Annotated in this window: 28 protein-coding genes; 14 read left to right on the top strand and 14 right to left on the bottom strand. The window is 62.9% G+C overall.

Annotation, left to right across the window (positions count from 1 at the left end):
- The 6 genes from FHW64_RS11770 to FHW64_RS11745 all read right to left on the bottom strand — a co-directional run bounded on the left by FHW64_RS11770 (position 1) and on the right by FHW64_RS11745 (position 7,038).
- The gene (locus FHW64_RS11770) at positions 1 to 960 is read right to left on the bottom strand and encodes a nitronate monooxygenase family protein (RefSeq protein WP_184526196.1); all 960 of its coding nucleotides are present in this window, start codon (positions 958 to 960) and stop codon (positions 1 to 3) included.
- A 92-nt stretch (positions 961 to 1,052) separates the two neighbouring features.
- On the bottom strand, positions 1,053 to 2,843 hold the full coding sequence (locus FHW64_RS11765) for an acyl-CoA dehydrogenase (protein ID WP_184526195.1): 1,791 nt from the start codon (positions 2,841 to 2,843) through the stop codon (positions 1,053 to 1,055).
- A gap of 100 nt (positions 2,844 to 2,943) precedes the next feature.
- The gene (locus tag FHW64_RS11760) at positions 2,944 to 3,879 is read right to left on the bottom strand and encodes an electron transfer flavoprotein subunit alpha/FixB family protein (protein WP_184526193.1); all 936 of its coding nucleotides are present in this window, start codon (positions 3,877 to 3,879) and stop codon (positions 2,944 to 2,946) included.
- An 11-nt stretch (positions 3,880 to 3,890) separates the two neighbouring features.
- Positions 3,891 to 4,640, bottom strand: coding sequence for an electron transfer flavoprotein subunit beta/FixA family protein (locus FHW64_RS11755; RefSeq protein ID WP_184526191.1), 750 nt, complete (start codon positions 4,638 to 4,640; stop codon positions 3,891 to 3,893).
- 153 nt (positions 4,641 to 4,793) lie between these two features.
- Positions 4,794 to 6,080 (bottom strand): mechanosensitive ion channel family protein, encoded by a 1,287-nt coding sequence (locus FHW64_RS11750; protein ID WP_184526190.1) that lies wholly within the window; start codon positions 6,078 to 6,080, stop codon positions 4,794 to 4,796.
- Between the two features lie 4 nt (positions 6,081 to 6,084).
- A complete protein-coding gene (locus FHW64_RS11745) occupies positions 6,085 to 7,038 on the bottom strand; it encodes a histone deacetylase family protein (RefSeq protein WP_184526188.1) in 954 nt (317 codons plus the stop codon).
- Between the two features lie 74 nt (positions 7,039 to 7,112).
- Here FHW64_RS11745 and FHW64_RS11740 point away from each other — a divergent pair, with 74 nt between their 5' ends.
- From FHW64_RS11740 to FHW64_RS11710, 7 genes are all read left to right on the top strand, one after another.
- Complete coding sequence (locus FHW64_RS11740) at positions 7,113 to 8,033, top strand: MoxR family ATPase (protein WP_184526186.1); 921 nt, start codon at positions 7,113 to 7,115, stop codon at positions 8,031 to 8,033.
- 29 nt (positions 8,034 to 8,062) lie between these two features.
- Positions 8,063 to 9,037, top strand: a complete 975-nt coding sequence (locus FHW64_RS11735; RefSeq protein ID WP_184526184.1) for a DUF58 domain-containing protein — start codon at positions 8,063 to 8,065, stop codon at positions 9,035 to 9,037.
- Positions 9,031 to 11,019 carry a DUF3488 and transglutaminase-like domain-containing protein gene (locus FHW64_RS11730; protein ID WP_184526182.1) on the top strand — a complete coding sequence of 663 codons (1,989 nt, stop codon included), beginning with the start codon at positions 9,031 to 9,033 and terminating at the stop codon, positions 11,017 to 11,019. The genes FHW64_RS11735 and FHW64_RS11730 overlap by 7 nt, the downstream gene beginning before the upstream one ends.
- 64 nt (positions 11,020 to 11,083) lie before the next feature.
- Positions 11,084 to 12,160 (top strand): lytic murein transglycosylase B, encoded by a 1,077-nt coding sequence (mltB, locus tag FHW64_RS11725; RefSeq protein WP_184526180.1) that lies wholly within the window; start codon positions 11,084 to 11,086, stop codon positions 12,158 to 12,160.
- Positions 12,160 to 12,783 carry an N-methyl-D-aspartate receptor NMDAR2C subunit gene (locus FHW64_RS11720; protein WP_184526178.1) on the top strand — a complete coding sequence of 208 codons (624 nt, stop codon included), beginning with the start codon at positions 12,160 to 12,162 and terminating at the stop codon, positions 12,781 to 12,783. Before mltB ends, FHW64_RS11720 begins: the two co-directional genes overlap by 1 nt.
- Before the next feature lie 31 nt (positions 12,784 to 12,814).
- Positions 12,815 to 13,228: a PaaI family thioesterase gene (locus tag FHW64_RS11715; RefSeq protein WP_184526176.1), complete on the top strand. Its 414-nt coding sequence runs from the start codon at positions 12,815 to 12,817 to the stop codon at positions 13,226 to 13,228.
- A gap of 52 nt (positions 13,229 to 13,280) precedes the next feature.
- Positions 13,281 to 14,579: a hypothetical protein gene (locus FHW64_RS11710; RefSeq protein WP_260303744.1), complete on the top strand. Its 1,299-nt coding sequence runs from the start codon at positions 13,281 to 13,283 to the stop codon at positions 14,577 to 14,579.
- On the opposite strand, the gene FHW64_RS11705 is transcribed toward FHW64_RS11710, so the two are convergent.
- From FHW64_RS11705 to FHW64_RS11695, 3 genes are all read right to left on the bottom strand, one after another.
- Positions 14,467 to 14,874: an SRPBCC family protein gene (locus tag FHW64_RS11705; protein WP_184526174.1), complete on the bottom strand. Its 408-nt coding sequence runs from the start codon at positions 14,872 to 14,874 to the stop codon at positions 14,467 to 14,469. The genes FHW64_RS11710 and FHW64_RS11705 overlap by 113 nt on opposite strands.
- Positions 14,875 to 14,939: 65 nt before the next feature.
- Positions 14,940 to 16,220 (bottom strand): FAD-dependent monooxygenase, encoded by a 1,281-nt coding sequence (locus FHW64_RS11700; RefSeq protein WP_221210259.1) that lies wholly within the window; start codon positions 16,218 to 16,220, stop codon positions 14,940 to 14,942.
- Complete coding sequence (locus FHW64_RS11695; RefSeq protein WP_221220704.1) at positions 16,127 to 17,011, bottom strand: tripartite tricarboxylate transporter substrate binding protein; 885 nt, start codon at positions 17,009 to 17,011, stop codon at positions 16,127 to 16,129. The genes FHW64_RS11700 and FHW64_RS11695 overlap by 94 nt, the downstream gene beginning before the upstream one ends.
- Before the next feature lie 227 nt (positions 17,012 to 17,238).
- On the opposite strand from FHW64_RS11695, the gene FHW64_RS11690 reads away from it, so the two are divergent.
- From FHW64_RS11690 to FHW64_RS11660, 7 genes are all read left to right on the top strand, one after another.
- Positions 17,239 to 18,018 (top strand): IclR family transcriptional regulator C-terminal domain-containing protein, encoded by a 780-nt coding sequence (locus tag FHW64_RS11690; RefSeq protein ID WP_184526170.1) that lies wholly within the window; start codon positions 17,239 to 17,241, stop codon positions 18,016 to 18,018.
- A 63-nt stretch (positions 18,019 to 18,081) separates the two neighbouring features.
- Positions 18,082 to 18,600 (top strand): class IV adenylate cyclase, encoded by a 519-nt coding sequence (locus tag FHW64_RS11685; protein ID WP_184526169.1) that lies wholly within the window; start codon positions 18,082 to 18,084, stop codon positions 18,598 to 18,600.
- Positions 18,601 to 19,045: 445 nt separating this feature from the next.
- Complete coding sequence (locus tag FHW64_RS11680) at positions 19,046 to 19,738, top strand: hypothetical protein (RefSeq protein ID WP_184526167.1); 693 nt, start codon at positions 19,046 to 19,048, stop codon at positions 19,736 to 19,738.
- A 74-nt stretch (positions 19,739 to 19,812) separates the two neighbouring features.
- Entirely contained in the window at positions 19,813 to 20,139 is a 327-nt protein-coding gene (locus FHW64_RS11675; RefSeq protein ID WP_184526165.1) for a hypothetical protein, read from the top strand.
- 165 nt (positions 20,140 to 20,304) lie between these two features.
- Complete coding sequence (locus tag FHW64_RS34385; protein ID WP_260303743.1) at positions 20,305 to 20,502, top strand: KTSC domain-containing protein; 198 nt, start codon at positions 20,305 to 20,307, stop codon at positions 20,500 to 20,502.
- Between the two features lie 87 nt (positions 20,503 to 20,589).
- Positions 20,590 to 21,171, top strand: a complete 582-nt coding sequence (locus FHW64_RS11665) for a hypothetical protein (RefSeq protein ID WP_184526163.1) — start codon at positions 20,590 to 20,592, stop codon at positions 21,169 to 21,171.
- A gap of 431 nt (positions 21,172 to 21,602) precedes the next feature.
- Positions 21,603 to 21,824 carry a hypothetical protein gene (locus tag FHW64_RS11660; RefSeq protein WP_184526161.1) on the top strand — a complete coding sequence of 74 codons (222 nt, stop codon included), beginning with the start codon at positions 21,603 to 21,605 and terminating at the stop codon, positions 21,822 to 21,824.
- Positions 21,825 to 21,892: 68 nt separating this feature from the next.
- On the opposite strand, the gene FHW64_RS11655 is transcribed toward FHW64_RS11660, so the two are convergent.
- The 5 genes from FHW64_RS11655 to FHW64_RS11635 all read right to left on the bottom strand — a co-directional run bounded on the left by FHW64_RS11655 (position 21,893) and on the right by FHW64_RS11635 (position 26,785).
- Positions 21,893 to 23,623: an ABC transporter substrate-binding protein gene (locus FHW64_RS11655; protein ID WP_184526159.1), complete on the bottom strand. Its 1,731-nt coding sequence runs from the start codon at positions 23,621 to 23,623 to the stop codon at positions 21,893 to 21,895.
- An 81-nt stretch (positions 23,624 to 23,704) separates the two neighbouring features.
- Positions 23,705 to 24,013 (bottom strand): DUF2160 domain-containing protein, encoded by a 309-nt coding sequence (locus tag FHW64_RS11650; protein ID WP_184526158.1) that lies wholly within the window; start codon positions 24,011 to 24,013, stop codon positions 23,705 to 23,707.
- A 2-nt stretch (positions 24,014 to 24,015) separates the two neighbouring features.
- Complete coding sequence (locus FHW64_RS11645) at positions 24,016 to 24,828, bottom strand: carbohydrate ABC transporter permease (protein WP_184526156.1); 813 nt, start codon at positions 24,826 to 24,828, stop codon at positions 24,016 to 24,018.
- A complete protein-coding gene (locus tag FHW64_RS11640; protein WP_184526154.1) occupies positions 24,825 to 25,718 on the bottom strand; it encodes a carbohydrate ABC transporter permease in 894 nt (297 codons plus the stop codon). Before FHW64_RS11640 ends, FHW64_RS11645 begins: the two co-directional genes overlap by 4 nt.
- A complete protein-coding gene (locus FHW64_RS11635; RefSeq protein WP_184526152.1) occupies positions 25,715 to 26,785 on the bottom strand; it encodes an ABC transporter ATP-binding protein in 1,071 nt (356 codons plus the stop codon). The genes FHW64_RS11640 and FHW64_RS11635 overlap by 4 nt, the downstream gene beginning before the upstream one ends.
- Position 26,786: the final 1 nt, after the last annotated feature.

Genomic DNA, 26,786 nt, shown 5'->3' with positions numbered 1-26,786 from the left:
TCAGAGTGCAAGACGGCTGCGCGCTTCCTGGTACTCGCGCTTGAGCTTCTCGACGAAGCTCGCCGCGGTGCCGACCTCGGTCACCGCGCCGATGCCCTGCCCCGAGCCCCAGATGTCCTTCCAGGCCTTCTTGGCGCTATCGCCGCCGCCGAAGTTCATGGTCTTGAGGTCGCCCTGCGGCAGATTGGCCGGGTCCATGCCAGCGGCCACGATGCTCGGCGCCAGGTAGTTGCCGTGCACGCCCGTGAACAGGTTCGAGTAGACGATATCGTCCGACGAACCTTCGACGATGGCCTGCTTGTATTCGGCGCTCGCCCGCGCTTCCTCGGTCGCGATGAAGGCGGTGCCGATGTAGGCGAAGTCCGCGCCCATGGCCTGCGCGGCCAGCACGGCCGCGCCGTTGGCGATGGAACCCGACAGTGCGAGTGGACCATCGAACCACTGGCGGATCTCCTGCACCAGAGCGAACGGGCTCTTGATGCCCGCGTGCCCGCCGGCACCGGCGGCGACTGCGATCAGGCCGTCGGCGCCCTTCTCGATCGCCTTCTTCGCGAAGGCGTTGTTGATGATGTCGTGCATCGTCACGCCGCCGTAGCTGTGCACCGCGTCGTTGACGTCGGTGCGGGCGCCCAACGAGGTAATGACGATCGGCACCTTGTACTTCACGACCAGTTCCATGTCGTGCTCAAGGCGGTCATTGCTCTTGTGCACGATCTGGTTGATCGCGAACGGCGCGGCCGGCTTGTCCGGGTTCGCCTTGTTGTAGGCGGCGAGTTCCTCGGTGATCTCGGCGAGCCAGTCTTCGAGTTGCGACGCAGGCCGTGCATTGAGCGCGGGCATCGAGCCGACTACGCCGGCCTTGCACTGGGCAATCACGAGCTTGGGGTTGCTGATGATGAACAACGGCGAACCGATGATCGGCAATGGCAGGTTGGCGAGCACGGGCGGCAGCTTGGACATGGTGTCTCCGAAAAAAGAATGAAACGGCAGAGTCGGATTTATAGAAGGAGGCGCGTGCCGCAACGGTCCGTTGCGCGACACGAGCCAGCGCGTCAGAACGCTTCGAGCGCCAGGGCGGTCACGCTTTCCGCGCCGTCGACGATGCTGTCGCGCACGCCGGGCGCCTTGTTCAGGATGTGCTCCGCGTAGAAGCGCGCCGTCGCGATCTTCGCCTTCATGAAAGGCACGTCGGTGCCCGCCTTGGCGAGGTCTTCCGCGATGAGCAGCGAACGCGCAAGCTGCCAGCCCGCCACCAGATTGCCCGCGAGCATCAGGTAGGGCACGCTGCCCGCGAACACCGCGTTGGGCGACGCCTTGGTCTGCCCGGCGACGAAGCCAACCACGTCGACGAAGGCCTGGCGCGCAGCCTTCAGGCTCTTCAGTACGGCCTTCGCATCGGCGCTGTCGCGCTTGGCGAGCTCGGCTTCGGTCTTCTCGATCTGCGCGGCGATCGCCTTCCCGACTTGTCCGCCGTCACGCGCGGTCTTGCGGCCAACGAGGTCGTTCGCCTGGATCGCCGTCGTGCCCTCGTAGATCGTCAGGATCTTGGCGTCACGCAGATACTGCGCCGCACCGGTTTCCTCGATGAAGCCCATGCCGCCGTGCACCTGCACGCCCAGCGAGGCCACCTCCAGGCTCATCTCGGTGCTGTAGCCCTTGACCAGCGGCACGAGGAATTCATAGAAGGCCTGGTTCTGCTTGCGCGTGTCCGCATCGGGATGATGGTGCGCCGCGTCGTAAGCCGCAGCAGCCGTCATCGCCATGGCGCGGCAGCCCTCGGTGTAGGCACGCATCGTCATCAGCATGCGCTTGATGTCGGGGTGATGGATGATCGCCGCGCTTGCGTTGATCGAGCCATCGACCGGGCGGCTCTGCACGCGCTCCTTCGCGTAGGCCACTGCGTGCTGGTACGCACGCTCGGCAATCGCGATGCCCTGCATGCCCACGGCGTAGCGGGCCGAGTTCATCATGATGAACATGTACTCGAGGCCGCGGTTCTCTTCGCCGACCAGATAGCCAATGGCGCCGCCGTGGTCGCCGTACTGCAGCACTGCGGTCGGCGAGGCCTTGATGCCCAGCTTGTGCTCGATGCTCACGCAGTGCACATCGTTGCGCGCACCCAGCGAGCCATCCTTGTTCACGAGGAACTTCGGCACCACGAACAGGCTGATGCCCTTCACGCCTTCGGGCGCGCCGCTCACGCGGGCCAGCACGAGGTGGACGATGTTCTCGGCCATGTCGTGCTCACCGTAGGTGATGAAGATCTTCGTACCGAACACCTTGTAGGTGCCATCAGGCTGCGGCTCCGCGCGGCTGCGCACCAGCGCGAGATCGCTGCCGGCCTGCGGCTCGGTGAGGTTCATCGTGCCGGTCCAATGGCCGCTGACGAGCTTTTCGAGATAGACGGCCTTCAGTTCGTCCGAACCTGCGGTCAGCAGAGCCTCGGTTGCGCCATCGGTGAGCAGCGGGCACAGCGCGAAGCTCATGTTGGCCGAGTTCAGCATCTCGACGCAGGCCGCGCCGATCGTCTTGGGCAGGCCCTGACCTGCGAAATCCGTGGGGTGCTGCAGCCCCTGCCATCCGCCTGCGACGTACTGCGCAAAGGCTTCCTTGAAGCCGGGCGTGGTCGTGACCTTGCCATCCTTGAACGACGAAGGATTGCGATCGCCTTCCACATTCAGCGGTGCGATCACGTCCTGGTTGAAGCGCGCGCACTCTTCGAGCACGGCCTGCGCGGTTTCGAGGCCGGCTTCCTCGAGGCCCGGCATCTGCGACACCTTCGCGATGTCCGCGAGGTGCTCGATGTCGAACAGCATGTCCTTGATGGGAGCGGTGTAGCTCATGTTGTCTCTCCTGTGGCCCTCGGGCCTGATGCGAACCGACGTGAAAAAGGGCATCGAAAAACGATGCCCCTTTTGGGTTCAAACAGCTATCTGAAGTGGATCAGAGCGCCTTGACGAGTTCCGGCACGGCCGTGAACAGATCGGCCACGAGGCCGTAGTCGGCCACCGAGAAGATCGGGGCCTCTTCGTCCTTGTTGATGGCGACGATGACCTTGGAGTCCTTCATGCCTGCAAGGTGCTGGATGGCGCCGGAGATGCCTGCGGCGATGTACAGCTGGGGGGCGACGATCTTGCCGGTCTGGCCGACCTGCCAGTCGTTGGGGGCGTAGCCTGCGTCCACGGCTGCACGGCTGGCTCCCAGTGCTGCACCGAGCTTGTCCGCCAGGGGCGTCATCACTTCGTTGAACTTCTCGGCGCTGCCGAGGGCTCGGCCACCCGAGACGATGATCTTGGCGGCGGTCAATTCGGGGCGATCGCTCTTGGTGACTTCGCGGCCCACGAAGCTGCTCTTGCCGCTGTCGGCGACGCCTTCTGCGTTTTCGACTGCAGCGCTGCCGCCGGTCGCTGCCGCGGCGTCGAAGCCGGTCGTACGCACGGTGATGACCTTGATCGGGTCCGCGCTCTGCACGGTCGCAATGGCGTTACCGGCGTAGATCGGGCGCTCGAAGGTGTCGGCGCTGTCCACCTTGGTGATGTCGCTGATCTGGGCCACATCCAGCTTGGCGGCCACTCGGGGAGCCACATTCTTGCCGTTGGCGGTGGCCGGGAACAGGATGTGGCTGTAGTTCTTGGCGATCGCGAGAACTTGCGCCGCAACGTTCTCGGCGAGGTTCTCCGCCAAGCTCGGGCTATCCGCCACGATCACCTTGGCAACGCCAGCCACTTGAGAGGCGGCCTTGCCGGCTTCTGCAGCATTGGCACCCGCCACGAGGACATGCACATCGCCGCTCTGGCAGGCAATGCCTGCAGTCACGGTGTTCAGGGTCGCCGGCTTGAGGGTGGCGTGGTCGTGTTCGGCAATAACAAGTACGGTCATGACAGTCTTCCTCAGATCACCTTGGCTTCGTTCTTCAGCTTGTCCACCAGCGCTGCGACATCGGGCACCTTGATGCCAGCACCGCGCTTGGGAGGCTCTGCGACCTTGAGGGTCTTCAGGCGCGGAGCTGCGTCCACGCCCAGATCCGCCGGGGTCACCGTGTCGAGCTGCTTCTTCTTGGCCTTCATGATGTTGGGCAGCGTCACGTAGCGCGGCTCATTCAGGCGCAGGTCGGAAGTGATGACTGCGGGGAGCGAGAGGGACAGGGTTTCGAGGCCGCCATCCACTTCGCGGGTAACGCTGACCTTGTCGCCAGCGACTTCGACCTTGGAGGCGAAGGTGGCTTGCGGGAGATCAGCCAGGGCAGCGAGCATCTGGCCGGTCTGGTTGTTGTCGTCGTCGATGGCCTGCTTGCCGAGGATCACCAGACCGGGTTGCTCCTTGTCGACCAAGGCCTTGAGCAACTTGGCAACGGCGAGAGGCTGAAGTTCTTCCGCCGATTCAACGAGGATGCCGCGATCGGCACCGATGGCCATCGCGGTGCGCAGCGTCTCCTGGCACTTGGCATCGCCGCAGGACACGGCGATGACTTCGGTGGCAACACCCTTCTCCTTGAGCCGAACAGCCTCTTCGACGGCAATCTCGTCGAAGGGGTTCATGCTCATCTTCACATTGGCAATGTCCACACCGGTGCCGTCGCTCTTCACGCGCACCTTCACGTTGTAGTCGACGACCCGCTTGACGGGGACCAGGATCTTCATTGGCTTGACTCCATTGAATTGCGAAACCGGGAGATGTACAGGGCAGCCGATGATTTTAGGCACCGGGCCCTGCGCGAAGTGTTCATTTCAGACAGGGGTTGCGCCTTGATAGTGGGCGCGGAGAAAAATCGAACGATCGTGCTTTTTTCGTAATTATAGATGGGCAATTGGCAAAGGCGAAGCATCAGAAGGTAACGATGCGACGCGAACCACCCGCTGCGGATTGGCGATGGTGATACCCGCCGAACGCAGCCCTTCGAGAATGGCGATGTTGATCGCCGAGCGAAGGTTGTCCCGCCCCTTGTCGGGGTCGGACACCCAAAAATTGAGGTTGAACTCTAATCCGTCGGGCACGAAATTCAGCAGGAAGGCCACCGGGGCCGGGTCGGCCATGACCCGCGCCTGCGACTTGGCCGCACTCAGGAGAATGGACTGCACCTTCTCCACGTCACTGTCGTAGCCAACGATGATGTTCGTCTGGATGTTGAACTTGAGATCCGCCTGCGAGAGGTTCTCCACGCGGCTCGTGATCAGCGATTCATTCGGCACGATCGATTCGCGCCCGTTGCCTGCCCTCACCAGCGTGTAGCGCGTCTTGATGTCAGTGATGCGTCCCTCGAAGCCGTCGACGCGCACGTTGTCGCCAATGCGTATCGACCGCTCCAGAAGAATCACGAAGCCGCTCACGTAATTGGCCGCAAGTTTCTGCAGGCCGAAGCCAAGGCCGACGCCCAGCGCGCCACCAAGCACCGACAGCGCCGTCAGATCCACCCCGACCGCGGACAGCGCAAACAGCAGGCCGATCAGCAACAGGAAGGCGCGGATCGCATTCGACGCCACCTTGCGCATCGAGAGATCGTTCACCGCCTCGCTCAGGATGCGTTTTTCGATCGTCGACGAGATCCACAACGCGATTGCCAGCACCAGCCCTGCCGAGAGCGCCCCGTCGAGGATGGTTCGCAGACTGATGCGCGTACGCCCGAAGGCGAGCGTGATTTCGTCCAACTCCGCCAGCACTGGTGGCAGCAATCCAACGATCCAGAGGATCGCGCCGATCCACGCGATCCACGAGATGGTGCGCTCCAGCAGGCGCGCCATCGCCGAGGCCGGGAATACCGCCCGCAACACCCGCGCGAAGAAGCGGATCACCGCCAGCGAAACGAAGACCGATACCGCGATCCGCAGCAGCAGGACCGGCTGGAAGGTCAGCACGCCGCGCCGAGCCAGGTCCGTGAAAAGCAGTGCGAGCAGCGGAAACAGCAGCCCGTCGAAGATGCGAACGCCGAACCAGATGGAATCCTTCGGCTGATCACGTCCGAACCAGCGACAGACGCCCCATGCGACTGCCACGCAGGCGATGAGGATGGCGAATTCGATCGAGAGGCTGCGCGCTTCGACCTGACTGAGTTTCTGGGTAAAGGTAAGGGTGCTGAAATCCATCGATCTACAAATCGGCCAGCACCCTCAGATGTTCTTCGACGCTGCGCGCCAGCGCATCGAGGTTGTAGCCGCCTTCAAGCATTGAAACGATGCGGCCCTGCGCATGGCGGCGCGCCACATCGACGATGCGGCTGGTGATCCAACCGAAATCGTTTTCGTTGAGTTTGAGTTGGCCGAGATCGTCGTCGCGATGCGCATCGAAGCCCGCGCTCACGAAGATCATCTGCGGCTTGAATTCTTCGAGGCGCGGCATCCAGCACGCCTCGATGAGCTCGCGAACGTCCATGCCGCGCGTGTAGGCCGGCACCGGCAGGTTGAGCATGTTCGGCGCCGGGTGGTCCGTGCCGCTGTAGGGATAGAAGGGGTGCTGGAAGATGCCCACCATGAGCACGCGCGGGTCGTTGCTCAGGATGTCCTCGGTGCCGTTGCCGTGGTGCACGTCGAAATCGACGATCGCGACCCGCTCCAGCCCATGCTGTTCGAGCGCATGGCGCGCCGCGATCGCGACGTTGTTGTAGAAGCAGAAGCCCATCGCCTTGTCGCGGCAGGCGTGATGGCCGGGCGGGCGCACCGCGCAGAAGGCGTTGTCGAGCTGCCCTGCAATCACCGCATCCGTCGCCGCAATCGCCGCCCCGGCGGCGCGGCGAGCAGCCAGCACGGTGAAGCGGTTCATCGAGGTGTCGGGATCGATCTGCGCATGGTCCGGACCGCCGGCCGGCTCGTCCTCGACGAGGCGCTGGCTCAGCGCTTCGAGATGCTCCATATGCGCCACGCTGTGCGCGCGGGTGATTTGCGGCAGCGTCGCCAGAGGCACCTCGCCGCGCTCGAGTGCGTCGCCGACGCCGGTGACGAGCAGCCGGTCCTCGATGGCATCGAGTCTCTGGGGGCATTCCGGATGCCCCTGCCCCATCTCGTGTCTCCAGCAGTCGCGGTGTGTGAAGTAGCCGGTTTTGCCCATGGGTTCTTCTGCGCCAAGGCCTTGCGTACGAAGGGCCGCAAGGCTTAGGGTATGGTTTGCATATGGATACAAAAATGGACGTTGCCGCGAAGCTCGCCAGTTTGCTCGGGCAGCTTAACACGGTGATCGTAGGCAAAGAGGCCCAGGTACGCGACTGCGTGGCCTGTCTTCTGGCCGGCGGCCACCTGCTGATCGAGGACGTGCCCGGCGTCGGCAAGACAACGCTGGCGCATGCGCTGTCGCACACCTTCGGCCTGCAGTTCTCACGCGTCCAGTTCACCGCCGACCTGATGCCGGGCGACCTGTCGGGCGTCGCGATCTACGACCGCGGGCAGCAGAGCTTCGTGTTCCACCCCGGCCCCATCTTTGCCCAGGTGCTGCTCGCAGACGAAATCAACCGCGCCAGCCCCAAGACACAAAGCGCCCTCCTCGAAGCCATGGAGGAAAAGCAGGTGACCGTCGAAGGCGAAACCCGCCCGTTGCCGACGCCCTTCTTCGTCATTGCCACACAGAACCCGCACGAGCAACTCGGGACCTTCGCGCTGCCCGAATCCCAGCTCGACCGCTTCCTGATGCGCATCTCGCTCGGCTACCCCGATCGCGCGGCCGAGCGCGAGTTGCTGGCCGGTGCCGACCGGCGCGACCTGCTCGCGGGACTGCCCGCCCTGCTCACCGCCGGCGAGTTGACTGCGCTGCAACAGCGTGTGCTGCAGGTCCATGCGGCCGAGCCGCTGCTCAACTACGTGCAGGATCTGATCGCCGCCACGCGTTCCGGCCGCTGGTTCCTGCAGGGGCTTTCGCCGCGCGCAGGCATTGCGGTGCTGCGGGCAGCCAAGGCGCAGGCGCTACTCGCCAACCGCGACTACGTGGCACCCGACGATGTGCAGGCAGTGCTGCCGCAAACGATCGCCCACCGCCTCACGCCAGTCGGTGACGCGGGCCGCGGCGCGGTCGAGCAGGTGCGCGCCATGATCGCGGCGGTACCCTTGCCGTGAGCTCGCCGGCGCCCGCTCGCAGGTGGGGCGTGCATCCGTTCGCGTCGCTGCGATCCCGGATCGACCAGTGGTTTGTGTCACGGCGAGCGCCGTCCGACACGCTCGAACTCACCCAACGCAACGTCTACATCCTGCCGACACGGGCCGGGTGGATGCTCGCCGCGACCCTGCTGGTCCTGCTGGTCGGCTCGATCAACTACCAGCTCAACCTTGGCTATCTGCTGACCTTCCTGCTCGCGGGCTGCGTGGCGGTCGGCATGCATGTGTGCCATGGCACCTTGCGCGGCCTCGCGATGCGGCTCATGCCGCCGGAGCCGCAATACGCGGGCTCGGCGGCAGTGTTCCGCATCGTGCTCACCAATGCGCGCCGTAGCACGCGCTATGGCATCGGCTTCGCCGTACATCGCAGCGGGCAATGGTCCTGGAGCGATGTTCCCGCGCAAGGCAGTGCGACGGTCGAAGTTGCCTTCAAGCCCGAGCGACGCGGTCTGCATGCCGTGCCCACGCTGACGGCGGAAACGCGCTTCCCGCTCGGCACCTTCCGCGTCTGGACGATCTGGCGCCCGGCCTCGCAGGTGCTCGTCTATCCCGCGCCCGAACCCAACCCACCGCCTCTGCCCGAAGCCGAACCACTGGACGGACCCAGCGCGGCCATGTCGATGCGCGCGCACATCGCCGGCGAATACGACGGCGTGCGCCCGTACCGCCGCGGTGATTCGCTCAAGCTCGTGGTCTGGAAGCGCGCCGCGCAAGCGCAGGCAGCAGGCTCCGACGAACTGGTCAGCCGCGACACCTTGCAGGCCCAGCGCTCGCAGCTCTGGCTCGACACGCAGCACGCCGGCCTGTCCGATGCCGAAGCGCGCCTTTCACGCATCTGCGCATGGGTGCTGATGGCCGACCACCTCGGCGTGGACTACGGCCTGCGTGCCGGTGGCCGCACCGTCCAGCCGTCGCAAGGTGAGGCGCACAAGCGGCAATGCCTGGAGGCGCTCGCCCTATGCTGAGCAAGCTCCTGGCCCTGCCGAGGGACGCGCGGGACACGCTCTTCCTGCTGTCGGTCATCGGCCTCATCCTCCTGCCCCAGGTGCCGAACCTGCCCTGGTGGTGCACCATGCTCGCGGCCATCGTGCTCGTCTGGCGCGGCACGCTCGCGGTGCAGGCCAGACCGCTGCCCAGCAAGTGGTGGCGCGTCGCACTGCTCGCAATCACGCTCATCGCAACCTATGCCACACACCGCACGCTGCTCGGACGCGATGCGGGCGTGACGCTCATCGTGATTCTGCTTGCGCTCAAGACGCTGGAACTCCGCGCGCGGCGCGATGCGTTCGTCATCTTCTTCCTGGGCTTCTTCACGATGCTCACGAACTTCTTCTATTCGCAATCCCTGCCGACTGCGTTCGCGATGCTGCTCGCGCTGCTGGGTTTGCTGACCGCGCTGGTCAACGCCCACATGCCCGTCGGACGGCCGCCGTTGGCGCAGGCGGCGCGCACCGCAGGGTGGATGGCGCTGCTGGGCGCGCCCATCATGGTGGTGCTGTTCATGCTGTTCCCGCGCATGGCGCCGCTTTGGGGCATGCCTGGCGATGCGATGGCCGGGCGCACCGGCCTGTCGGGCACGATGCGCGTCGGCACCATCGCGGAGCTGGCGCTGGACGACGGCATCGCCGCGCGCATCAAGTTCGACGGCGACCGCATCCCGGCGCGATCAAGCCTCTATTTCCGCGGCCCGGTGCTGTCGCAGTTCGACGGCCGCGAGTGGAAGGCGACGCCTTTCCTGCGGCAACTGCCCCCGCCTGATCTACAGACGCGCGGCGAACCGGTCAACTACGAAGTCACGCTCGAACCTTCCAACCGCCCGTGGCTCCTGACGCTCGAAGCCACGCCCCATGCTCCGGAACTGCCCGACTACACGGTATTCGGCACAACAGACCTGCAGTGGCTCGCCAACCGCCCCCTGGGCGATCTCGTGCGCTATCGCGCCGAGAGCTTCACCGAGTTCCAGTACGGCCCTCTGCGCCGCACCGGCGCACTGCAACCCTACGTGCAGTTGCCGCCCGGAACAAACCCGCGCACCATCGCCCTCGCCGCCGAAATGCGAAGCGACCCCGCGCTGGCCGGCGCGCCCCCGCGCGCACTGGTGCAGAACGTGCTGCAGCGGCTGCGCACTGGCGGCTATTCGTACACGCTCGAACCCGGCGTCTACGGCGACGACACCGCCGACGTGTTCTGGTTCGACACCAAGGCCGGCTTCTGCGAGCACATCGCCTCGGCCTTCGTGGTGCTGATGCGCGCGCTGAACATTCCCGCGCGCATCGTGACCGGCTACCAGGGCGGCGAGCTCAACTCGGTCGACAACTACTGGGTGCTGCGCCACAGCGACGCCCACGCCTGGGCCGAGGTCTGGCTGGACGGTGTGGGCTGGACCCGCGTCGACCCGACCGGCGCGATCTCGCCCGATCGCGTCGGACAGTTCCGCCGCCTCGCGACCCAACCCGGGGTCATTGCAGAAGCGATCGAGGCGATGACACCATCGCTCGTGCTCAGCGTGCGGGCCACATGGGAAGCCATCAACAACGGCTGGAACCAGTGGGTTCTCAACTACACCCAGAGCCGGCAGCTCAACCTGCTCAAGAACATCGGCTTCGAGGCTCCGAGCCTGCAGGACCTGATCCTTGTGCTGCTGGTGGTGCTCGTCGCCACCAGCCTCGCGGGCGCCGGCTGGACCCTGTGGGAACGCAGCCAGCACGACCCGTGGCTGCGCTTGCTCGCGCAGGCTCGCGCGCGGCTGAAGCTGGCCGGCATCGACGTGCCCGAAGCCACGCCGCCGCGCCAGATGGCCGCGCGCCTCGCCGAACGCTTCGGTACCGAAGCGCAGGCGGCGCAGGACTGGCTGCTGCGACTCGAAGCGCAGCGCTACGCGAAGTCTCCGGCGGCTGCACTGCCCATGCTGCGCGCGGAGTTCCGCCGCCTCACCTGGCCGCGCTGATCGCCGCTGAAACCACATGTGAACTTCATCCGATGCGTGCCGCGCCGACGGCACAATCCACGCGATGCCACGCCCCCTGTCCCACGCACTCTTCGCAGCCCTGCTTTCCGCCGCCACCGTTCTGCCCGGTGCCCTGTCAACCGCACAGGCAGCGCCTGACAAACGCAACGCGCCTTCGCGCGGCATCCCGTATGCCACGCGTGAAGATGCGATGCAGTTCGCCGACGAGATCGCCGCGCGCCGCAACCTCGACCGCGAATGGACGCGCGCCACGATCGGCAACGCCAAGCTGCTGCCCAACGTCCCGCGCCTGATGCTGCCGGCTCCTACTGGCACACCGAAGAACTGGTACGTCTATCGCAGTCGCTTCATCGACCCCGTGCGCATCCAGGCCGGCACGCGCTTCTGGCGCAACAACGCGGCCACGCTGACGCGGGCCGAGGCGGAGTTCGGCGTGCCCGCAGAGATCATCGTCGGCATCATCGGCGTCGAGACGATCTACGGACGCAACATGGGCAGCTTCCGCGTGATCGATGCGCTCGCCACTCTGGCTTTCGACTTCCCCGAAGCGCATCCGCGCGCGAGCGAACGGCAAGCCTTCTTCCGCGGCGAACTCGAAAGCTTCCTGAGCACCGAAAGCCGCACCCACGAGAACCCCCTGCTTCCGCTCGGCAGCTACGCCGGCGCGATGGGCATGCCGCAGTTCATGCCCAGCAGCATTGCCAAGTACGCGGTCGACTACGACGGCGATGGCCGCATCGACCTCGTCAACAACCCGATCGACGTGATCGGTTCCGTGGCCAACTACTTCAAGGCGTTCGGCTGGCAGCCGGGCATGCCGCCGATCTTTCCGGTGAGCTTCGACCAATCGCGGCTCCAGAAGGCCGTGCTGCTGGGCCCCGACATCGTGCCCACCTTCAGCGCCGACGCCTTCGTCGCGGGTGGTGCGGTGCTCGACGGTGACGCACAGCGGTTCAAGGGATTGCTCGCGCTGATCGAGCTGCAGAACGGCGGCGAAACACCGAGCTACGTGGCGGGCACGCAGAACTTCTACGTCATCACCCGCTACAACTGGAGCAGCTACTACGCGATGTCGGTGATCGAACTCGGCCGCGAAGTGCGCGCCGCGATGGAGAACTGATGGACGAGGCAGCACTGCACGAATCGTGGATCAATGCCTGGCGCGCGCTTGACGTCGCGTCGCCGAGCGAAGCCCTGCTGGACGAATTGCTCGCCGCCCATTGCGAAGCCCATCGCGCCTATCACACGCTCCAGCACCTCGGCGAATGCCTCGCACTGCTGCACGCGCGCCGCGACAGGCCCGCGCAGCGCCCCGCCGAAGTGGCGATCGCGTTGTGGTTCCACGATGCCGTCTACGACGTCCATCGACATGACAACGAAGAACGCAGCGCCGACTGGGCACGGCGCGTGATGCTCGAATCAGGCGTCTCGGAAGAAGCCGCGGATCGCGTCCACGCGCTGATCCTGGCAACGCGCCACGACGCGCAACCTGAAGGCGGCGATGCACAGCTGCTGGTCGACATCGACCTCGCGATCCTCGGTGCGACACCCGATCGCTTTGCCGAGTACGAAAGGCAAATCCGCATCGAATACCTGCATGTGCCCGCCGATGTCTTCGAGACGAAGCGACGCGAGATCCTTGCCGGGTTTCTCGCTCGCGATCCGCTCTACCTCACCGGGCCGATGCGCGCGCGCTTCGAGGAGGCGGCACGCGCCAATCTCAAGCGTGCCATCAAGCGCTAACCTGCTGCACATCCAACAACGAGCAACCTCCATGAACGACGACCTCGACGAACGCATCCGCTCCGGCAAGGCGCTGAGCGAATCGATGGGCAATTTCCATGTGACCGGCTGGGACCCCGAGCGCAAGCTGCTCAGCGCCGCCTTCACGGTGAGGCGCGAGTACTGCCACACCAACGGGACGATCGCGCAAGGCGGCTTCATCACCGCGTGGCTGGATGCCGCGATGGCGCATGCGGTCATGCACGAGTCCGGTCACAAGCAGACCGTCTTCAGCCTCGAGATCAAGGTCAGCTTCTACGAGAAGGTCGGGCCGGGCGAGGGGCGCACCGAAGCGCGCGTCATCCGGCGCGGCAAGCGGGTCGCGTTCCTTGAGGCGTCGCTTTACAACGCGCAAGGCAAGCTGGCGGCCGAGGCGACCTCGACGGGGATGCTGGCCGACCTCTAGGCGCATGCGGGCGTATGCTGCCGGCGGTTGCAACTCCAACATGGGGGTTCATATGCCCGATGCGAGCCCGACTCTTCGGACAGAAGCACCGCCCGCGCTCTCGACGCGGTGCATCAAGAACCCAGCGTGGGATCTCGTCTGGATCCTGAACCCACTGTGGCTGGTGCCCCTGATACTGCTGCTCGCGCAGGGACACGAGGACGCACGCAGCAGCCCTGTCGATAGCCTGTTCTTCGTCCTCGCCGTGCCGCTGTGGTTCGGTCACCGTGTGTCCTCCGCCTGGCTTGCCTACGCGACGCCGGGCTACCGTCCCCTCCTCGCCCGGCAGCGGCTTCGCTTTGTCGTGGCTCCGGTGCTCATCGCAGTGGCGTGCTTCGCGGTGATGCTGGCGCCCGAGAGCGTGCTTCCGATGCCGCTGGAGGAGCGCGTCCTCTGGTTGGTGGTGCTGGACTTCCTGCTGGTCAGTCACCACTACGCTGCCCAGCACTTCGGCCTGCTCAGCCTCTACCGCGGACGGGCGGGACGCGCGGCATCGCCGAACGCGCGACGGCTCGACCGGTGGTTCGCGCTCATCGTCGGTGGTGGCTTCGTAGTGGTCGCCCAGGCCTTGACGGGATCCATTGCCTTCCAGGAGCGCTGGATCGATCCGTGGCTCGGCGAATTCGCGTCGGACTTGCTGGCGCGCACACTGCACGATGGCGGCATCGCTCTCGTGGTGATCCTGACGGGCCTCGTGCTCGGGGTGGAGCTTCGCTCGGGGCGCCCTTCGCTTCCGCGCATCGGCTATGTCCTCAGCCTGACGGCGATGGTGCTCGTGGCCTTCATCGCACGCGATCCATTCCTATTCATCGTGCTGTGGAGCGTGCAGCACTGGAGTGCCGCGATGGGCCTCACCTCGCTTGCGGCCTCGGGCGGCGACCAGGCCGCGACCACGCGTGGGCAGCGCCTGCTGGCCCCCATCAATCGACACGGCTGGGCCGTTCTGCTCGTGCTTGCCACCGCCTCCGTCCTTCTGCTGCCACTGCTGGAAGTGGAGGCCGTGAGCGACGACTACGTGTATGCCGACCGCATCTTCGGGCAGGCTGCATGGTGGCTGCGTTCGTCGCCCTTCGTGCCTGTGTTGCTGGCCTTGGGCTTTGCGACGGGCTTCATCCACTACCTCCTGGACAGAGCCGCGTTTCGCTTCTCCTCACCTGATGTGAGGCAGGCCGCTCGGGGCTTGCTGGTCGCGCCGGCCGTTAGCGCCGCGCCTCCACATGCCGCGCAAAGTTCTGCAGGATCGCCTGCCAGCCTTGCTGCTGCTGTTCAACCGGGAACGTCGTCTCTGCATCGAACGTCACGCGCACCTTGACGCCATTCGGGCCGTCGGTGAACTCGACCTGCGCCGTGCGGTCGCCGAAGGAATACTCGATCAGCGACTGCGGCACGATCTTCGTGTAGGTCCCGGCGAAGTCGAAGCCCATGCTGCCGTCCTTGGCCTCCATGCGCGACGAGAAGGCACCGCCTTCGCGCAAATCCACGCTGGCCGCCGTGGTGTGCCAATCGTCCGACGCAGCATTCCACTGCTTGATGTCTTCAGGGGTGGTGTAAGCGCGCCAGACTTCGGCGATGGGTGCGGAAACGGTGGTTTCTACGGTCAGTTTCATTGCGCTGTGCAGGTTGTGGGCAAAGCGGAATCCTGACCGATTCGCCCCAACCCGGCAACTGCTGCCTAAACGTGAAGATCGATTGCCTCTTTCTCGATGTCGTAGTCGTAGAGCGACTTGCGAAACACCGCGGAGTTGGCGATTTCTTTGTCGCGCTGCGCCAGATCCTTGTATTTGGAGTCATAGCGCAGACCGTTCTTCCGGGCTTCGGACTGCACGAGCGAAGTCCGCGGGTGCCTGAAGGCTTCGTATTTCTGCAGCGCCTCGCTGATATCACCGCTCGTGCCGCATTGCTGCAAGAGCACGGCAAGCGCCGTTCCGTCTTCGATCGCTTGATTGGCGCCCTGACCCAGATGCGGGAGCATGGGGTGTGCGGCATCGCCGAGCAGCGTCAGTCGGCCATTCGTCCATTTCGCGAGCGGCTTGCGGTCATAGAGGCCCCACCAGAAGCAGCTTTCAACCTTGTCCAGCAGTCCGGTAACTCGCGGATCCCAGCCGGCGAAAGACGCTGCCAGTTCGTCCCGGTCCCCGATCGCCGACCATGACTCCACCGTCTCGTTGTTCGTGGGAACGAAGCCCACGTAATTCAGCAACTCGCCGCGCCGGACCGGGAACACCATGAAATGCTTGCCGTCGCCCATCCAGACCTGATGCGCTTCGCGCTTCCATTGCGGCACCTTGTCTGCCGAGATCAATCCGCGATAGGCGCGAAAACCGGAGTACTCGGGCGCCGACGGCTCCACGACATACCTTTGCAGGACGGAGTTGATGCCATCCGCGGCGACCACGACATCGGCCTCGGCCACATTGCCGTTCTCGAATGTCAGGCGGGCGCCGTTTTCGTCTTGACTGAACCCGACGCAGCGGTGGCCGGTGTGGATCGACGAGGCTGGCAGTGCATCCGCAAGCGCATTCAACAGATCGGCGCGATGCATGCCGTACATCCCGTTCCAGCCGCTGGAGTCGGTGGTCAGGATCTTGCCGACGACCGAACCGTCCATGCGGCAGTACTCCGAGCCGCTACCGACTTTTGCGCCCACTCGGGCCAAAGCGTCGCCCAAGCCAATTCGCTCGAGCTGCCTCAAGCTGTTGGGATAGATGAAGACGCCTGCGCCGACTTCTCCCAGTGCGCCCGCCTGCTCGTAGACCGCCACGCTGATACCGCGATGCAACAAGGCATTGGCCGCAGCCAGACCGCCGATGCCGCCTCCCACGATTGCCACATGAATATTCTGTGCCATGAAAATTTCCTTTAAGACTTCTTCTTTTCTGCAGATGCGAGCACTTTTTTGACGGAGCTGTATTCGCTGGAAATTTCTTCCGCCAATTTTGCGGCAGGGTTCCATTCCTGCATGATTCCCATCGGCTGAAGCTTCGCCGCAATATCCGGATTGCGAACCACTTTTTCCAACGCCGGCAATACGGTATCCACCACGTTTTTCGGAACACCCGCCGGCATGAACAAACCGAACCACACCCCTTGAATTTCCTGCTTGAATCCCAGCTGCCCCAACGTCGGAATATCGGGAAATTCCGGAAATTTCGAAGAAATAGCCAAGCCGCGCAATGAACCGCTGCGCATATGCGCGCTCACGGCGCCCAGCGCAAGAATGACGGCGTCGATGTGGCCGCCGAGCAGATCGGTGATGGCCGGGGCAGCGCCCTTGTAGCTCACCGAAATCATCTGGCTGTCCGTGGCGGCGCTGATCAACTGCACGCTGACGTCGCCCACGGAGCCGGGCCCCGCATTTCCGATACGAACCGCGCCGGGGTTCTTGCGCGCGTACTCCACCATCTCCTGAAAGGTCTTGAACGGAGCGTCCTTGCGTACCACCAGTACAGACGGGCTCCTCGTCGCCAATGCCAGTGGAGTCAGGTCTTTCAATGGGTCGTAGTTGGCGCTGTCAGGATCAGTCACACGCCGGATCGTCAACGGGCTGTTTTGCGCATACAGCATCGTGTAGCCGTCCTTCGGCGCGTGAATGACGGATTGCGTGCCCAGCGATCCGCCCGCTCCCGGTCGATTCACGACCACAACCGCCTGCCCCAGCAATTTCGACAATTCCTGCGCCATTAGCCGCGCGGCCGTATCGGCAGCGTCGCCCGAAGCAAGAGGCGTCACCAGATTGATCGTCATCCGCGGGTAATCATTCGCAAATGAAACAAGCGGAGTGGCCAACAAACCTGCAAGGCCCAGAATTTCTCGTCTCTTCATCATCATTGTTCAGATATTCAAAAACGTTGGTCGAAAAGCGAATTCTTTTCGTCATTCGGATTCAATCCAATGTGAATCGAATCCGCGAATTTTGAAGATGAACAAGTCTTGAGGCAACACAATACTTCGCATTGCGCAATAATCGGCCGATGTCAGACGAGCACCGATTGCACTCCCGAGACTTCGTTGCTTCCCTGGACAAGGGCCTGAAGGTCTTGCTGTGCTTTGAACGCAAGCACTCCAAGCTGACCCTGGCCGAAGTGGCCCGCCTCACGGGCTATTCCCCGGCGACGGCGCGGCGGTTTCTCATGACGCTGGAGGCGCTCGACTACCTGCACAGCGACGGCAAGCGATTCTGGGTGTCGCCCCGCACGCTGCTGCTGGCAAGGCCATACCTCGTGTCGCGGCCTGCACCACAACTGGCGCAGCCCATACTGGATGCGCTGGCCGAGCGCACCCGCCAGTCGGCCTCGTTGGGAATACTCCTCGACAACGAAGTGCTGATCATTGCCCGGTCCACCGGAAGGCGCACGCTTTCCACCGGCCTTGCCATCGGCTCCCGCTTGCCGATTTACTGCTCTTCCATTGGCCGCGCGATCTTGTCGACGCTCCCGCAGGAGGAGGTCATGAGCTACCTCGCCAACGCTTCGTATGAGCAGTGGACGCCGCGGACCGTGCCGGACATCGCATCTGCGGCAGAGAGCGTGGCGCGCTGCCGCTCCACTGGTTGGGCCGAATGCGATGAAGAGTTGGAGCTAGGCGTCCGCTCGATCGCGGTGCCCATTCCGAACGCTTCCGGCAAGGCGGTCGCCGCGTTGAGCCTGTCGGTGCGGGCCGAGCGGATGACGATGAAGGCGTTTGAGGATGCACACCTTGATGCGATCCAGGAGACGAGGAAGCAGCTCGGCGCGGCCATTGCGTTCGATTGAAGAGAGAGTCTTCTAGGACCGGCCCGCTAGCATCCCGCATCGACAACTGCCAGCGTTCGCCTGATGGCTCGAAACATCGAAATCAAAGCCAGGATTCCTGACATCGAAGCGCTTGCTTCGCTGGCCGCGGCCATTGCGGATCAAGGCCCCACGGAAATCAGCCAGGACGACACCTTCTTTCACTGCGACGCAGGACGCCTCAAGTTGCGGCAGTTCTCGCCAGACAAGGGCGAGCTCATCTTCTATCGGCGCGCAAATCAAGCCGGGCCGAAGGAATCCTTTTATGTGCGGTCGGTGACCGCCGAGCCGGGCACTCTGCGCGAATCGTTGTCGCTGGCATATGGGGTGTCGGGTCGCGTTGTGAAGCAACGTAGGCTCTTCATCGCGGGCCGGACCAGAATTCATCTCGATAAGGTTGAAGGCCTCGGTGACTTTGTCGAACTGGAGGTGGTCTTAGCCGATGACGACTCGCTCGATGTTGGTGTCAGGGAGGCCGAGAAGATCATGAAGCACCTCGACATCAACGCATCGCAATTGGTCGATATCGCGTACGTCGACCTGCTCGCCGCGCGGGCCGCCTGATTGGTGTTCTTCCTAGGCATATTCATTGCCAAACTGACCCTCGACTGACCACTTCAGTGTTACATTTTTTGTAACTAATAATGGATGAGGGTCGGAGATGGAAAGAGGAGAGTTGTCGTCCCCGTTGGACGGGACAAGTCATGCGCCTGTCCGTGGGGCGCTCGCGAGTTGCGCGGCAGCCTTGATATTGACTGCCTGCGGTGGTGGCGGCGGGGGAGTGCCTGTTTCGGCGCCATCCAGTGCCGCCAGTCAGGGCCAGACAAGTGCCGCTTCGAATGGTGCGCAATCAAGCCTTACAACCGATTCAACCGCCTCTTCAGGCGGTGGTCCATCAGGTAGCACGACGCCAACTGAATCCGTAGGGCCGGGTTCAAATCCGGGCCCAGGGGCGTTCACTAGGTACTCATTCAAGATCGGGCCGCTTGCAAATTACTTCGATCCCGACGTGGCCCGAAAGGTCTTGGCTGCCTTAGCGACGCCAGAATTAATTGGCTATGAATACCTACCGCTACAAAGCCCGATATACGTTAAGGCCGACCCCGGGGTTGCCTACACCTACTGGCTTGGTTCCAGAACTGAGATGAACAGCATCGACAGTCAAACGGAAATAGTTTCTGCCGCATTCGACGGAACCGGGCCGGTAGTGTTCAGAAGGCCCGTTGTTAGTGAGACATTCGTGTACGAGACCACTTTGGTAGATATTCAGCCGCTAGACCAATTTGTGGCGCGGATGAATGCGGCCGGCGTGAACGGGTTTTGTTCTGTCATCGATATGAATGGGTACACCTTGAAGCTCAGAAGAAGGGTCGAGGCGAACCCTGCATCCTGTGATTTTACGGAGTGGGCTACAGATCATCCTGTAGGCGACGACGAGTATTTTCAGAAAATAAGCGCATACGGCGCTGCGGGCTTTAAGCCGCTTTTCAATGGTTACTACGTTCGCGACATTACCCAGAATGCCCGCTACACGTATGAAGTTGTGGATCAGCCAGAGACCATGACTCCAGAGGAGCGCGTTGCAATCTACAACAAAATGGGTGCAACGGGAGCTCTGGCCTACACGGCTCTGCCGGTGACAAAGAAGGCAGTTTATCGCCGGACCTTCGATTGCCCCCGCCGTTGGTTTTGCGGGTGGTAATTCTTTTAAGTCGCCGTTAAATGACCCCTCTACGCTCTCCGCCAGCTTTGATGCGGCCGCACCGGGCGTTTCACTTGGACAAATTTCTCTTACCAGTTGAATTGAGGCTGCAAGGCTACATCGACGAGCTGAATGCCCAAGGGGCGCTCGGTTTCGTCCAAATACTTCAGATGCCTCTCGACAACGAGGGCAGCAAAAGAGTCTATGCGAAGGACGTTTCACGAGATGCGACGTTCTTCTATTACAAGCTGCCAGACGTCTCACCACCGGATGCTGCTTCGATTCTTCAACGCCACAACGAAGAAGGCGCGAAAGGCGCGAGCATCTATCCCGTGACGTGGAGAGGCTCGAGCGTGATGCTGTATCGCATCGCGAGTGATTGCTCGCGGCCACGGTGTTAACTGCATTGGAGGTGGGTTTGCGAATCACTATCTTCTCGGCGCTATTCTGGATATGCCAACTCGCGACAGCAGAAATCGTTCAAGTCAAATATCACGGAAGCGTTCCGCTCGACGCCTTTGCATGCACCGACGTCAAGGAGGGCAGCGACATGTCGCGCATTTGCTATGACAAAGCTCAGCGCTACATGGTCATTCAGCTCAGGACGACCCTACCACTACTGCGAAATCGACGCTGCAACAGTGCAAGGCCTCCAAGCGGCCCGCTCGAAACGGCAGTTCTTTGAAACGCGCATTCGCGGAAGTGGAGCAGACGGGCCGTTCGACTGCCGGATGCACCCCATCCCGAAAAAATATCGGCAGTAGGTTTCGGCGGAAACGCGCGCCAGAACCGGTCAATCGGCGGCGATCCAATTCGGCCACGACTGGTCACTTTTCTATGCAAACTGAAAAATGAAATCAATTCGACTCGCCCTATTCCTCGTGACCGCATTGCTCTGCGGGTGCACGACCGTTGGAAAGGATGTCGCCGCCAATCTCCAAAGAGTACCGGAAGACAAAGGAATTGTGCTTTTCTCTACAGGCAGCGTCAACACAAGCATAGCCTTTCCCGTGAGCATTCGTTTGGTGAACGGAATCAGTAAAAAATGGTACGACAAAGTAATAATCTCCTTTTCTTACCCTCTTGAATCACATTTCAAAGAATCCTATGGCCGCGTCCGCTCGCTCACGTTGCCCCCTGGAAAGTATTATTTGATACCTTGGGGGGCAAATCCCTATTTCCAGACGACGGGTGCTCCTTTGTTTACCTTTGAAGTGGTAGGAGGCAGAGTCACCTACATCGGAAGTCTCTTCTATGATAGCGGTCGGATTACTCTCCAGGATTTCAATAGGGCACGCGACGTGCGTTATTTTTCCGAGAAGAATCCGGGATTCAATGTTTCGGCTGTTGATATAGCTTTGATCCAAAAAGTGGGATATCTCACTGCTCCGAGTTCGTTTATGAAAGGCATCATCTGGGATGCTCCTGAGTAGGGAAAACAGATGGCTGTGCCGCCGGTGCCTAATGACGCCCAGACTGGCGGATAACACTGCCGCCTGCCCTCCGATTCATCCTCCTATACTCCACCCGTCACGCTCGGTAGGCGTGATGGGGTTTGACAGCCCAAAGCACCCCTGCGGCGAAAGCCGCAGGACTCTTCGCAGGACCTGCGGCTTTTTCGTTCGCGTTCGCTTTTTTAGGCGGCTCGGACGGGAGGGCTTACGCCCTGCCGGTTCTCGCAAGGGGTGCCCGGTCTGTCAACCCGTTCGAGCTGCCGCCATCGACTGACAGCGAAGGCGGCGGTTTTTGTAAATCGCACCCCTTCAAGGAGCCATTCATGGCACACCCTACTTGCGCGCACGCGCGCCCCCTAGACGATCCCCCTTCGAGGGACAACCCATCCCACAAACCCGAAGACGATCTGTTGTCCCTCGCAATCCGAGCCTTCAGCGAAATGAAAGCCATGCGCGAGGCCTACCAAGCCGTCTCCTGCTTCCACGACGTCGTCGAAGAAGTCCGAGTCGTGCGCGGCAGTGACTACGTCCTATCCCCGCGCGAAAAGCGCGTATTGATGACGCTAGATGCCGACTTCAAGCATCGCGTGCAAACAGTAAAGGCAACGCTCGCAGACATGCGAGCGCGCTAAAAAGAAAAACGCGCGCAAGGCCTCATGCCCTGCGCGCGCCCTTCAATCACCAACCAGCGCTGACGTCCTCAGCGCACCTTCCCATCCCTCCAGGCCGTCAACAGCTTGTTGTAGTCGATGGTCTCGCCCTTCGGCTTCTCGTTGTCCAGCTTCTTCCACGGCGCATGCTCGCTACTTAGCATCTTCGCCGGGTCGCCCTTCGCCGCGAGCTTGGGCGCGCACTTCGCCATGCCGGCGCGTTCCAGCCGCGCCATCACCTGGTCCATTTCATCCGCGAGGTTGTCCATCGCCTTCTGCGGGGTCTTCTCGCCGGTCACGGCTTCGGCGACGTTCTTCCACCAGAGCTGCGCGAGCTTCGGGTAGTCGGGCACGTTGGTGCCGGTCGGCGTCCAGGCCACGCGCGCAGGGCTGCGGTAGAACTCGATCAGCCCGCCGTACTTGTCGGCGTTCTTGGTGAAGTACTCGTGCCGGATGTCGCTTTCGCGGATGAAGGTCAGGCCGACGACGCTCTTCTTGGCTGAGACGGTCTTCGATGTCACAAACTGCGCATAGAGCCACGCGGCTGCGGTCTTGTTCGGATCGTGCGCCTTGAAGAAGGTCCATGAGCCGACGTCCTGGTAGCCGTTCTGCATGCCCTGCTTCCAGTACGGGCCGTTGGGGCCGGGCGCCATGCGCCACTTGGGAGAGCCATCGGCGTTGACGACCGGCAGGCCGGGCTTGGTCATGTCCGCCGTGAAGGCCGTGTACCAGAAGATCTGCTGCGCGATCTGGCCTTGCGCAGGCACGGGGCCGGCTTCGCCGAACGTCATGCCGGTGGCTTCCTTGGGCGCGTATTTCTTCATCCAGTCCACGTACTTGGTGAGCGCGTAGACGGCCGCAGGGGAGTTGGTTGCGCCGCCGCGCGCCACGCTCGCGCCGACGGGCGTGCACTTGTCAGCGGCAACCTTGATGCCCCATTCGTCCACCGGCATGCCGTTGGGGATGCCGATGTCGGCGGACCCGGCCATCGAGAGCCATGCATCGGTAAAGCGCCAGCCGAGGGACGGGTCTTTCTTGCCGTAGTCCATGTGGCCGTAGATGGGCTTGCCGTCGATGGTCTTCACATCGTTGGTGAAGAACTCGGCGATGTCTTCATACGCGCTCCAGTTGAGGGGCACGCCGAGGTCGTAGCCGTACTTGGCCTTGAACTTGTCCTTCAGGTCTTGCCGCGCGAAGAGGTCGGCGCGGAACCAGTAGAGGTTCGCGAACTGCTGGTCGGGCAGCTGGTAGAGCTGTCCGTCAGGCGCGGTCGTAAAGCTCGTGCCGATGAAGTCCTTCACGTCGAGGCCAGGATTGGTCCACTCCTTGCCGGAGCCGGCCATGTACTCGGTGAGCGACATGATCTTGCCGTAACGGTAGTGGGTGCCGATGAGGTCCGAATCGGAGATCCAGCCGTCATAGATGGACTTGCCCGACTGCATCGACGTCTGCAGCTTCTCGACGACGTCGCCTTCCTGAATGATGTCGTGCTTGACCTTGATGCCCGTGATTTCCTCGAAGGCCTTGGTGAGGGTCTTCGATTCGTATTCGTGCGTGGTGATGGTCTCGGAGACGACCGAGATTTCCTTCACGCCCTTGTCCTGAAGCTTCTTCGCGGTGTCGATGAACCACTTCATCTCGGCTGCCTGCTGATCCTTGCTGAGACTCGATGGCTGGAACTCGCTGTCGATCCACTTCTTCGCTTCCGCCTCCCCGGCCCAGGCGCTGTGCATGGCCAGCGACGCTGCGGCTACTGCCAACGCTGTGTAGCGAAACTTCATACATGTCTCCTGAGTGGCGCTTCCCGCTGTTGTGCGGACCCGGCTCCGGGAAAGCGAAGAGCCGGTCCGGTTTGAAAGCTTTCAGCCCTTTCGCATGATCAGCATGAGGACGAGCATCGAAAGGACGAAGCTGATCCAGATCGACGGCTCGGCATCGAGGCTCAGCCACTCTTGCAGCTTGCCGGCGATGCCGACGAACACGAGGTTGATGTAGGCCGCGGTGAGTAGCCCGATGAAGAGGCGGTCGCCACGCGTGGTTTCGAGCGGCAGCCAGCCGCGGCGCATCGTGGTGGGCGACTTGATTTCCCAAACGGTCATGCCGACGAGCGCCAGCACCACGCAGGTGAAGAAGATCGCCACCGGTGTAGTCCACACCATCCAGTCGAACATGATCAGACCCTCCCCATCGCGAAGCCCTTCGCGATGTAGTGACGCACGAACCAGATCACGATCGCTCCCGGCACGATGGTGAGGACGCCCGCCGCGGCGAGCGTGGCCCAGTCCATGCCGGAAGCACTGACAGTGCGGGTCATCGTCGCGACGATGGGCTTCGCGTTGACGCTGGTGAGCGTTCGCGCAAGCAGCAGTTCGACCCAGCTGAACATGAAGCAGAAGAACGCCGCGACGCCAACGCCGGCCTTGATCAGCGGCAGGAAGATGGTGAGGAAGAAGCGCGGAAACGAGTAGCCATCGATGTACGCGGTCTCGTCGATCTCGCGCGGGATGCCGCTCATGAAGCCTTCAAGGATCCACACCGCAAGCGGCACGTTGAACAGCAGGTGCGCGAGCGCGACGCCGATGTGCGTGTCCATCAGCCCTACGGTCGAATAGAGCTGGAAGAACGGCAGCAGGAAGACCGCCGGCGGCGTCATGCGGTTGGTCAGCAGCCAGAAGAAGACATGCTTGTCGCCGAGGAATGAATAGCGCGAGAACGCGTACGCAGCCGGCAACGCCACGCACAGCGAGATGACGGTGTTGATGACGACGTAGATCAGGCTGTTGATGTAGCCCGAGTACCAGGACTCGTCGGTGAAGATGCGCCGGTAGTTGTCCCAGGTAAACGTCTGCGGAATGATCGAGAAGCTCGACAGGATCTCTTCGTTCGTCTTGAAGCTCATGTTGATCATCCAGTAGATGGGCAACAGGGCGAAGATGAGATAGAGCACCATGAACAAGGTGCGCTTCTGGAAGCGGTCTTCGTTCATTTTTCTTCTCCTTCCAGATCCTGCGTGCCGACACGCAGCATCCAGTTGTAGAGCACGAAGCACAGCAGCAGGATGATCAGGAAGTAGATCAGCGAGAAGGCCGCAGCGGGGCCGAGATCGAACTGCCCCACTGCCTTCTGCGTGAGGTACTGGCTCAGGAAGGTCGTCGCGTTGCCGGGCCCGCCGCCCGTGAGGACGAAGGGCTCGGTGTAGATCATGAAGCTGTCCATGAAGCGCAGCAGCACCGCGATGACGAGCACGCCGCGCATCTTCGGCAGCTGGATGTAGCGGAAGACGGCGAACTTGCTCGCGCCGTCGATGCGCGCGGCCTGGTAGTAGGCATCGGGAATCGCACGCAGGCCCGCGAAGCACAGCAGCGCGACGAGCGGCGTCCAGTGCCACACATCCATCAGCAGCACGGTGAGCCACGCATGGCGCGCATTGCCGGTGTAGTTGTAGTCGATGCCGAGCTTCTGCAGCGCGTAGCCGAAGAGGCCGATGTCCGCGCGCCCGAAGATCTGCCAGATGGTGCCGACCACGTTCCATGGAATCAGCAGCGAGAGCGCGACGATCACAAGCACCGCCGACGCCTTCCAGCCGGTGGCCGGCATCGAGAGCGCGAGCATGATGCCCAGCGGAATCTCGACCAGCAGCACTGCGAGCGAGAAGCCCAGTTGCCGCCACAGCGCGGCATGCAGCTCGTCGTCGCGCATCACCGAGGCGAACCATTCGGTGCCGACGAACACGCGGCGCTCGGGCGAGATGATGTCCTGCACCGAGTAGTTGACGACGGTCATCAACGGCACGATGGCCGAGAAGGCCACGCAGAGAAGCACCGGCAGCACGAGCCACCAGGCCTTTTGATTCAGCGGCTTGTTGTTGCCATTCATGCCACAAGCTCCTCGTCGCGATAGAAGCAGCTCTTTGCGCCCACGACGCGCAGCCACACGGTGCTGCCGACATCGGGCAACGGCGCATCGGGCGCGAGGCGCGCCTTCAACGTGCTCTCGCCAAGCTGGGCGGTGAGCATCGCGTGCGTACCGACGTCCTGCGATTGGGTGATGACGGCGGGCACAGCCCCCGGCATGCCGGCACCGACCAGCGAGAGGTATTCGGGACGGATGCCTAGCTTGAGCGGGCCTTCGGGCAACTCCCGCGTGGCCGGCAGTTGCGCGCCGGCGATGTCGAGCATGCCGCCGCTGGAGGTCACCGGCAGGAAGTTCATGCCCGGCGATCCGATGAAGTGACCGACGAAGGTGTGGGCCGGCCGCTCGAACAGCGCCTCGGCCGTGCCGATCTGCACCGCCTTGCCGCGCGTCATGACCACCACTTCTTCCGCAAAGGTGAGCGCCTCGACTTGATCGTGCGTGACGTAGATCAGCGTGAGCTTGAGTTCGCGATGAATCTGCTTGAGCTTGCGCCGCAACTGCCACTTGAGATGCGGGTCGATGACCGTGAGAGGCTCGTCGAACAGGACCGCCGACACGTCGCTTCGCACGAGGCCGCGACCCAGCGAGATCTTCTGCTTGGCATCGGCCGCGAGCCCTGCGGCGCGCTGGTTGAGCTGGCCGCTCAGGTCGAGCATCTCCGCGACCTCACCGACGCGCTTGCGGATCTGCTCGGCCGGCATGTTCCGGTTGCGCAACGGAAACGCGAGGTTCTGTGCCACCGTCATGGTGTCGTAGATCACCGGGAACTGGAACACCTGCGCGATGTTGCGCTGCTGCGGCGTTTCGAGCGTGACATCGCGGCCATTGAACTTGACCGTGCCCTTCGAAGGCACCAGCAGGCCCGAGATGATGTTGAGCATCGTGGTCTTGCCGCAGCCCGACGGACCGAGCAAGGCGTAGGCGCCACCGTCGCGGAAGCTCATCTTCAGCGGGAGCAGCGCATAGTCGCTGTCCTGCGTAGGGTTGGGGCGGTAGGCGTGCGCGAGGTCGAGGTCGATGCGTGCCATG

The organism is Variovorax sp. Sphag1AA (genome assembly GCF_014192575.1).
Lineage (GTDB): Bacteria > Pseudomonadota > Gammaproteobacteria > Burkholderiales > Burkholderiaceae_C > Variovorax.
Note: the sequence above shows the minus strand (reverse complement) of the source record. Positions and strands in the feature narration are given on the sequence as shown.

Coding starts and splice junctions, on each gene's coding strand:
- FHW64_RS11730 (WP_184526182.1), top strand. CDS start 9,031: ATGCTGAGCAAGCTCCTGGCCCTGCCGAGGGACGCGCGGGACACGCTC.
- FHW64_RS11765 (WP_184526195.1), bottom strand. CDS start 2,843: ATGAGCTACACCGCTCCCATCAAGGACATGCTGTTCGACATCGAGCAC.
- FHW64_RS11640 (WP_184526154.1), bottom strand. CDS start 25,718: ATGAATGGCAACAACAAGCCGCTGAATCAAAAGGCCTGGTGGCTCGTG.
- FHW64_RS11655 (WP_184526159.1), bottom strand. CDS start 23,623: ATGAAGTTTCGCTACACAGCGTTGGCAGTAGCCGCAGCGTCGCTGGCC.
- FHW64_RS11665 (WP_184526163.1), top strand. CDS start 20,590: ATGAAATCAATTCGACTCGCCCTATTCCTCGTGACCGCATTGCTCTGC.
- FHW64_RS11695 (WP_221220704.1), bottom strand. CDS start 17,011: ATGACGATCAATCTGGTGACGCCTCTTGCTTCGGGCGACGCTGCCGAT.
- FHW64_RS11650 (WP_184526158.1), bottom strand. CDS start 24,013: ATGTTCGACTGGATGGTGTGGACTACACCGGTGGCGATCTTCTTCACC.
- FHW64_RS11755 (WP_184526191.1), bottom strand. CDS start 4,640: ATGAAGATCCTGGTCCCCGTCAAGCGGGTCGTCGACTACAACGTGAAG.
- FHW64_RS11720 (WP_184526178.1), top strand. CDS start 12,160: ATGGACGAGGCAGCACTGCACGAATCGTGGATCAATGCCTGGCGCGCG.
- mltB (WP_184526180.1), top strand. CDS start 11,084: ATGCCACGCCCCCTGTCCCACGCACTCTTCGCAGCCCTGCTTTCCGCC.
- FHW64_RS11635 (WP_184526152.1), bottom strand. CDS start 26,785: ATGGCACGCATCGACCTCGACCTCGCGCACGCCTACCGCCCCAACCCT.
- FHW64_RS34385 (WP_260303743.1), top strand. CDS start 20,305: ATGACAAAGCTCAGCGCTACATGGTCATTCAGCTCAGGACGACCCTAC.
- FHW64_RS11740 (WP_184526186.1), top strand. CDS start 7,113: ATGGACGTTGCCGCGAAGCTCGCCAGTTTGCTCGGGCAGCTTAACACG.
- FHW64_RS11705 (WP_184526174.1), bottom strand. CDS start 14,874: ATGAAACTGACCGTAGAAACCACCGTTTCCGCACCCATCGCCGAAGTC.
- FHW64_RS11700 (WP_221210259.1), bottom strand. CDS start 16,220: ATGGAACCCTGCCGCAAAATTGGCGGAAGAAATTTCCAGCGAATACAG.
- FHW64_RS11770 (WP_184526196.1), bottom strand. CDS start 960: ATGTCCAAGCTGCCGCCCGTGCTCGCCAACCTGCCATTGCCGATCATC.
- FHW64_RS11745 (WP_184526188.1), bottom strand. CDS start 7,038: ATGGGCAAAACCGGCTACTTCACACACCGCGACTGCTGGAGACACGAG.
- FHW64_RS11690 (WP_184526170.1), top strand. CDS start 17,239: ATGTCAGACGAGCACCGATTGCACTCCCGAGACTTCGTTGCTTCCCTG.
- FHW64_RS11645 (WP_184526156.1), bottom strand. CDS start 24,828: ATGAACGAAGACCGCTTCCAGAAGCGCACCTTGTTCATGGTGCTCTAT.
- FHW64_RS11715 (WP_184526176.1), top strand. CDS start 12,815: ATGAACGACGACCTCGACGAACGCATCCGCTCCGGCAAGGCGCTGAGC.
- FHW64_RS11750 (WP_184526190.1), bottom strand. CDS start 6,080: ATGGATTTCAGCACCCTTACCTTTACCCAGAAACTCAGTCAGGTCGAA.
- FHW64_RS11685 (WP_184526169.1), top strand. CDS start 18,082: ATGGCTCGAAACATCGAAATCAAAGCCAGGATTCCTGACATCGAAGCG.
- FHW64_RS11760 (WP_184526193.1), bottom strand. CDS start 3,879: ATGACCGTACTTGTTATTGCCGAACACGACCACGCCACCCTCAAGCCG.
- FHW64_RS11710 (WP_260303744.1), top strand. CDS start 13,281: ATGCCCGATGCGAGCCCGACTCTTCGGACAGAAGCACCGCCCGCGCTC.